The 7554-nt window shown below is 65.0% G+C and carries 7 protein-coding genes; 4 read left to right on the top strand and 3 right to left on the bottom strand.

What is annotated here, in order from left to right; translation table 11 throughout:
* The 3 genes from ACHWRX_RS06540 to ACHWRX_RS06530 form a co-directional block, all read right to left on the bottom strand.
* A partial coding sequence (locus ACHWRX_RS06540; protein WP_394658586.1) for a M48 family metalloprotease occupies positions 1–884 on the bottom strand: 884 nt, incomplete at its 3' end.
* A 64-nt stretch (positions 885–948) separates the two neighbouring features.
* On the bottom strand, positions 949–1860 hold the full coding sequence (locus ACHWRX_RS06535; protein WP_288484393.1) for a tyrosine recombinase: 912 nt from the start codon (positions 1858–1860) through the stop codon (positions 949–951).
* Between the two features lie 7 nt (positions 1861–1867).
* Positions 1868–3775: a hypothetical protein gene (locus tag ACHWRX_RS06530; protein ID WP_394658585.1), complete on the bottom strand. Its 1908-nt coding sequence runs from the start codon at positions 3773–3775 to the stop codon at positions 1868–1870.
* Positions 3776–4005: 230 nt separating this feature from the next.
* Between ACHWRX_RS06530 and ACHWRX_RS06525 the strand changes: the two genes are divergently transcribed.
* The 4 genes from ACHWRX_RS06525 to ACHWRX_RS06510 form a co-directional block, all read left to right on the top strand.
* Complete coding sequence (locus tag ACHWRX_RS06525; protein ID WP_394658584.1) at positions 4006–4581, top strand: shikimate kinase; 576 nt, start codon at positions 4006–4008, stop codon at positions 4579–4581.
* Positions 4572–5690: a 3-dehydroquinate synthase gene (gene aroB / locus ACHWRX_RS06520; protein ID WP_394658583.1), complete on the top strand. Its 1119-nt coding sequence runs from the start codon at positions 4572–4574 to the stop codon at positions 5688–5690. Before ACHWRX_RS06525 ends, aroB begins: the two co-directional genes overlap by 10 nt.
* A gap of 76 nt (positions 5691–5766) precedes the next feature.
* Positions 5767–6135 carry a PRC-barrel domain-containing protein gene (locus tag ACHWRX_RS06515; protein ID WP_394658582.1) on the top strand — a complete coding sequence of 123 codons (369 nt, stop codon included), beginning with the start codon at positions 5767–5769 and terminating at the stop codon, positions 6133–6135.
* A 215-nt stretch (positions 6136–6350) separates the two neighbouring features.
* Positions 6351–7554, top strand: a 1204-nt coding sequence (locus ACHWRX_RS06510; RefSeq protein ID WP_394658581.1) for a peptide MFS transporter, incomplete at its 3' end; no start/stop codon positions are given.

The following is a 7554-nucleotide window of genomic DNA, read 5'->3' as shown; positions in this document are numbered from 1 at the left end:
CCATCGACGATGCCCTGGCGCGGATCATCGTCGTAGGTCAGGCCGTCTATGCCTGCCAGGAACTTGTCCCGGTTGGTCGTGCCAGTGGCGTTGGCTCCGGCCTGAACCAGCGCATCGCGGACGCGGGAGGCCGGATCGGGGTGAGTCGAAGCCCACTCCGGTGTCTGGCTGGTGCTGCCGCGCAGTTGCGATTCGAGGGCGTTCTGCCGCGCCAGGCTTTCCAGCACGGTGGACATGGCCCGCGGATCGTAACCCGCTCTACGCAGGTAAGTGATCCCCAGCTTGTCTGCTTCCAGTTCCTGCGTGCGTGAAAAGCGCAAGGTCAGTAATTGCGAACCTTGGGAAAATATCTGCTGGCCGATGCGCCCGAAGCCGCTGTCCCCCAGGATCGCGCCCGAGAGCACAGAGCCCAGCGCGCCCAGGATCGAATTGCGCTGCGCCGCCTTCTGCCGCTTGTTCGAGTGGCGCGCGGCGACGTGGCCCACTTCGTGGCCGAGAACACCGGCGAGTTCGGCTTCGTTGTTCATCAGCGCGGTCAGCTGGCGCGTGACGTAGATGTAGCCGCCCGGGATCGCGAAGGCGTTATTCACGGGGGAGTTCAGCAAGGTGACGGTAAAATCGCTGCGGGCGTTGCTGAGGCCGGATTGCAGCGCGATCGTCTTGCCGACCGATTCCACATATGTCGCCTGAGGGCCGGTCAACCGACCGCCGAATTCCGCGGTCAGCTCGGGATTGGCCTTTGCGCCCTGCGCCTTGTCAGACGCGCTGATCGAATCGACGGCTTGCGCCCCGGCCGGTCCAGCCACGCCAGCGAAACCCGGCAGCCCAGCCGTGGACAATGCCAACGCGGAACCCAATGCTAGCTTGCGCCGTGTCGTCTTCATTTTGATCCCCAAGTTACCCACAATCTCTCCCGGCAAAACCGCGATTCCGGCTTCGTGTTCCCTGCTAGAGATCGCTCATCCGGGCGAGCGGGTGTCGGGCATTCACCAGCTCGACCAGCCTTGCGCTATCGACATGGGTGTAGATTTGCGTCGTCGAAATGTCCGCATGGCCCAGCAGCATCTGCAAGACCCGCAGATCCGCGCCGCCTTCCAGCAAGTGCGTGGCGAAGGCATGGCGCAATACGTGGGGCGAAACGCGCGTCGGATCGATGTCCGCCCTCGCCGCCAGAGCCCGAAGCAGTTGGAACAATCGCACACGCGTCAGGTGGCCGTCCACGCCATGCGAGGGGAACAAGTGTCGCGAAGTGGACCGGCGCAGCGCCAGCCACCGCGACAGCGCGTGGCGAGCGCGCGTGCTGACGGGCACCATGCGCTGCTGGCCGCCCTTCCCTGCTACATGGAGAAAAGGCGCATCGCGCGGCACCGCATTCACCAGCAACGATACCAGCTCGCTCGCACGCAAGCCCGATCCGTAAAGCAGTTCCAGCAGGCACAGCAGGCGAACGGCATCTGATCGATCGGACGCGGCCTCTTCCTCTGCGCGCGTGAGGAGGCGGGTGACGTCCTCCTGGCTCAACAGGCGCGGCAGGGGTCGCCGGGTCACCGTGGATGGCAGGGCTGGCGATGGGTCATCGTCGCGCAGGCCCTCATCCACCAGGAACCCGTAGAATTGCCGCAATGCCGAGCAGCGCCGCGCCAGACTGGCGGGGGCAAGGTCTGCCCAAACCGCGCCGAGGGAGGCCAGGGCGTCTGCCTCGGCCAGCGCCGGATCACCGATCGCAAGTTGCGCTGCCACCAGATCGCGGCGGTATGCCTCCAGGGTATTGCGCGCCGCGCCGCGCTCGGCCGCGAGCATCGCCAGAAATTGCTCGATCGTGGCGCTGACCGCAGCCTTTTCCTTGCGCGGTACGCCCATTCCGGGCCTAGGCGCGGGCGACCGCTTCGGCAGCGATCATCCTCGCTTCGGCATCAAGCCCCACAGTCCGCAGCGCCGAGACGATATGGTAGAGATACCGCGGCGTCATTTGCGACCATTGCGTGCCCTGCATTCCCAGCCCGGCGAGCAATGCGACCGTGACGACATCGTTCTGGCGCGCCGCATCGTCAATCGTGCGGCTCCACCGCGTGGCGCTGCCCAGGTTGAGGCCAAGGCTGGAGGAATAGCTGCCCGCCGTGCCAGACCCGATCCGCCCGAGCCCGGCCAAGCCCGCTACCAACAAGCCGGATCGGTGCTTGCCATCGCTATCGTCGCCATCGACGAACGAACTGATATCGCCACTGCTCACTTCGTCTGATCTGTTAGGCGCAGCGCAAACCAGCATGCCCCAACCCTGGCTACCGGCGTTCACCACGTTTGCCCAACGCATCGCATTGGCGTCCAGCCCCGCCGCCAGCATCGAGGCGATCAGCGGCCCGGCGCTGTCCACCATCTGCTCGCTGGCAGGCAGGCGCGCGGCGGCGTACGCCGTTAGCACCTTGCGCGAATAATCGTTGGGCGCATCCTTCACCCCGTCCCACAAGGAGCGGATCGCGGAGAGTCGGCTGGCCGGATCGTCCAGCACGTAGGCGTCGCGCAATTTCTCCGCGCGATCGGACCATTCGCCCGTGACATCCGGCTCGGCATAAAGCTGGCCATAGAGGTCGACCATTGCTGCGCTGGACAGGACGCCGGTGGCTGCCGCGCCGTCTGCCGCCGCCGCCCGTCGCGTCAGCCCCACCATCGGAGCCAACGCCGTCAACGGAGCGAAGCGCGGGCCGGCGTTCTTCATCAAAGCCTCTGGCGGATTGAGGCCCACGGCATTGGCAAGGCCATAGCGCCACGGCGTCATATCATCGACGCCGTCCCACTCGATCGTCACCGCCTTGCGCGAACGTCCCGCCGCCCCGGCATACTTTTCCGCCAGGAGGAGATCGATGCGCGACATCGTGCCGCGATAGCGGTAGCGCTCCAGCTGGGCGAGCGCCGCGGCCCCGTTGCCGCGAAATGCGCTGCAAATCTGCTTGGCCACGTTCCACGGCGCATCGTCGCGCAGCGACCCTTGCGTGGCGAGCATCGGGCAAGCGCCGGTGAAATCACCGTTCGCGCCATAAACATCCAGTGCCACGCCAACGACGTCGGGCGTGTAGTTGCCCGCGTCCATGTCCTGCAGCACGGCGCGGGCGGCTTCCACCTCACCCATGCGCAGCAGCAGTCCGACGCGCAGCGCCAGAAATTCCTGCGGATTCATTCCGCGTGGCGCATCGAGGCGCGATGCCAGCGCGCGGCGCAGCAGAATATGTCCCCAGCGCGAAACCATGTCGCCGCGATTGGCGGCGATCGCCAGGCGGACGAGGCGCCCGTTCTGTCCCGCCAGCACGGCCCCATCGAGGCCGCCTTCGCTGGTGTCGATCACGCCGACCTGCGTCATCGCACGACGCGCGCCGTTGGGCATATCGAAATCGGGCTTGAGGCCCAGCAGATCCTGGAAATCCTCAGGCGTCATCCGCGCTAGCTCTTCCAGGGAGGGCAAGCGCTTCAGCGTGCCCTCTCCCGTCGGATCGGCGATGCCAACTGCCGTCGAACCGCCGGGGATGGTTTCGCCCGGCAAAGCCTGCACCACGGGCGTGGACGTAGCGGTGGCTGAAGGCGAAGCGGCTGACGATGCCGTAGATGTCGGCGCTGCGGCACTCGCCTGCGGGCGGGGCGCGGGCCGCGCCTTGGCGGCAGGAGGTGGCGCGCTGGCCGGTTCGTTGAAGCCGGGCGGCAGCAACGATTCCGGAGCACCTTGCGCCAGCGCCAAAGCCGAAGTCAGCGCGAGGGCCGCGCCGGTGAGCAGAACGGAACGCCTCATTTGCCGGCCCTTGGCACCGGCAGCGGCTGAACGATATCGCGCACCGGCTGGCGGCCGCCATCGGTCCAGGCATAGCCGAGCAGCGCGACCACCGGGATTACCAGCGTCAACATCGCCACTCGCCTTATCTTGCGCTGCGCCCGTATCTCGCGCTGCCCATTGCGACCCGTCACCAGACTTCCTCAAGGATGCTTGCGCGCCGACCTAGCGCAACTATAGGGGCCGCTGCAATGGACACATCGCCGCCCCGACTTTCCGATCAGCAGATCGCCGAACTAGCGCGGCGGATCGATCGTCCGGTCGTTCTGGTCGGGATGATGGGCGTTGGCAAGTCCAGCGTCGGCCGGCGGGTGGCCGGATTGCTGGGCTGGCCGTTCGTCGATGCCGATGACGAGATCGAGCGTTCCGCCCGGATGACTGTCCCCGAGATTTTCGCCGCTTACGGGGAAGATTATTTCCGCGATGGCGAACGCCGCGTCATCACGCGATTGCTGACCGAAGGCGCGAAGCACACCGTGATCGCCACCGGCGGCGGCGCGTTCTGCAATGCCGCTACGCGCGAACTGATCCTGTCCCGCGCGATCACCGTGTGGCTGGATAGCGATGTCGATACCCTGGTCGAGCGGACCGCCCGCACCGACAAACGCCCGCTGCTGCGTGACGGCAATCCCCGGGAAATACTCCATCGCCTGCGCGAAGATCGACGGCCGCATTACTCGCTGGCCCCGATACACGTGATCAGCGCCAGCGGCCCGCATACCCAAACCGTCCACCGCGTTCTGGAAGGCATCGCGCAATGGCTTTGATCGCTGTCGATATCGCTGGCCGTCCTTATCAGGTTCATGTGGGAGACGGGCTGCTGCCCAACCTGGCGCAGTATTGCCAGGACCGCCTGCGCAAACGCGTCGTTCCCATCATCACCGATGCCAATGTCCATAAACACTGGGGCGCCGTGGTGGAGCAAGCCTTGCGCAATGCTGGGCATGAGCCTGCATGGCGCATCCTGCCTCCGGGTGAGCAGACGAAAAGCTGGGCCGAGCTGGCCGCCACGGTCGACTGGCTGCTCGCCCTGGAAGTGGAGCGCAACGATCACATCATCGCGCTGGGCGGCGGCGTGATCGGAGACCTGACGGGATTTTGCGCCTCGATACTGAAGCGCGGCTGCCACTTCATCCAGATCCCCACCACGTTGCTGGCGCAAGTCGATTCCAGCGTCGGCGGCAAGACCGCGATCAACACTTCCGCCGGCAAGAACCTGGTCGGCGCGTTCCATCAGCCATCGCTGGTGCTGGCCGATCTCGACCTGCTGGCCACCCTGCCGCGCCGCGAACTGCTGGCGGGCTACGCCGAAGTGGTGAAGTATGGCCTGCTGGGCGATGCGGCCTTCTTCGACTGGTGTGAGAAAAACGGCGCGGCCATGCTGGCGGGAGACCAGACGCTGCGCGAAGAAGCGGTGGCGCATAACGTGGCAGCCAAGGCCCGCATCGTCGCCGAGGATGAATTCGAACGCAGCGGCACGCGCGCGCTGCTGAACCTAGGGCATACCTTCGGCCACGCCCTAGAGGCGGAAACCGGCTTTTCGGATCGCATGCTGCACGGTGAAGCGGTAGCGATGGGCATGGTACTGGCGGCCCGCTATTCCGCCCGCACTGGACTGATGCCCGAGGCGGAAGCGGAGCGTGTCGCCAGCCACATCGCGGCGATCGGGCTGCCAGCCGATCTCGCGTCGCTCGGCTTGAATTGCGACGGCAAGCTTCTCGTCGGGCATATGCTGCATGACAAAAAGATGGATGCGGGCACCCTGCCCTTCGTGCTGATGAAAGGCATTGGCGCGGCCTTCCTAGACAAGCAGGTCGACCTGCGGGATGTCTCCGCATTCCTCGATCAACAGATGCGCGTCTCTGCCACCGCCTGAGCGCGCACTGCAACCATCCGCCGCCTTGTTGCGTTGATCTTTGGCATGGACTTCTCGCAACAAGGAGCCGTTTTCCATGACCGAGCCCGTCGCCATCGGCGAGACTGATCGCCTGATTTCCTCCGACAAAGTCGAAGGCACCCGCGTCTACAATCCGCGTGGCGATCGTCTGGGCTCCATCCGCAACTTCATGGTCAACAAGCAGAGCGGCCAGGTCGAATATGCGGTGATGGAATTCGGTGGCATTCTTGGCATCGGCAATGAGTATTATCCGCTGCCATGGGACCTGCTTTCCTACGACGCCAAGCAGGGCGGATACGTGGTCGATCTGGAAAAGGACAAGCTGGAAGGCGCGCCACGGTACAGCGATGGCGATTCCACTTGGGACGAAATCTACGCCCGGCAAGTCTACGGGTACTACGGCATGACTTACCCGCTGTTTTAGAGTGATCTGACAAGTTTGCCACCGGGGGCGGCGTTGCGCCATCCCGTATCGGAGGCGCACGGGGCGGCAGGTTCATCGGGACCTGCCGCCTTTTTGCTGGCCCCGCCTCTTTTACCGATCCACGCCGCGTCACGCAGGAGCGGGACAGCCTTGATCGTGACAGCGGGATGGCAACGCCCTAGACCCTCCTCTTCCAAGAAGGGTCCACCCGGTTCATGACCACCGCAGAAGCCACACCGCCCGTCGATCTCGACCCCATTCGGGACAAATCCGACCGGGCCTTTCTGGGCCATCCCAAAGGCCTGGGTTTCCTCTCCTTCGTAGAGGGGTGTGAACGTTTCTCGTATTATTCCATGCAGACGCTGCTGGTGCTCTACATGGTCAAGTACCTGCTGCTGCCGGAGAATATCGGCAACGTCGTCGGGCTGCAGGCGCTTCAGAACGGCTGGTACGGCGGCATGCAGGGCCAGCCCCTCGCCTCCGCGCTGTTCGGTGATTACACCGCCTTGGTCTACCTGACGCCGATCCTGGGCGGGATCATCTCGGATCGCTGGCTGGGCCGCCGCGCCACCTTGATCGCGGGCAGCATCGTGATGGCACTGGGCCACTTCCTGATGGCGTTCGAGGGTGCTTTCCTGTTCGCGCTTCTCTCGCTGGTGGTCGGTGTCGGCCTGTTCAAGGGCAACATCGCGACCCAGGTGGGCGAGCTTTACGGCCCGAAGGACTTGCGCCGCGCCACGGCGTTCCAATTGTTCTACATAGCTATACAAGTCAGCGTCATCGCCGCTCCGCTCGTGTCCGGCACACTGGGCGAGAAGCTGGGCTGGCACTACGGCTTTGGTTGTGCCGGCATCGTCATGGTGGGGGGCCTGGTGTTGTACCTCTACGCCCGCCCCTGGCTGCCGGAGGACAACCGCCCCGCCAAGGGCACCGCCGCCCCGCGCGAGAAATTGCAGCGCAGCGAAGTGCCGCGCCTGATCGTACTGCTGTGCCTGATTCCGGTGCTGGCAGTGGCGCTGCTGGTCAACCAGGAGATCTTCAACGCCTACCTGGTCTGGGCGGACGAGAAATTCCAGCTCACTTTCGCGGGCTATACCGTGCCGACAAGCTGGATGGTGACATTGGACGCCACCACCAGCTTCACCCTCCTCGTCGCCGTCACCGCCTTCTGGAAATGGTACTCTGCCCGAACTGGTCGCGAGCCGGACGAACTGGGCAAGATGATCATCGGCAGCGTCTTCACCGTCGCGGGCGCCCTGTGCCTAGTGATCGCGGCCGCTACCGGGGGCGACGGCAAGATCGGCCTGTTCTGGCCGGTCATGTTCCACATCCTGAACTCGATCGGCTTCGGCCACACCCTTCCGGTCAGCCTGGCCTTGTTCACCAAGGTCGCCCCGAAGGCGATGGCGGGCACGGTCG

This window comes from uncultured Novosphingobium sp. (genome assembly GCF_964277725.1).
Lineage (GTDB): Bacteria > Pseudomonadota > Alphaproteobacteria > Sphingomonadales > Sphingomonadaceae > Novosphingobium > Novosphingobium fluoreni.
Note: the sequence above shows the minus strand (reverse complement) of the source record. Positions and strands in the feature narration are given on the sequence as shown.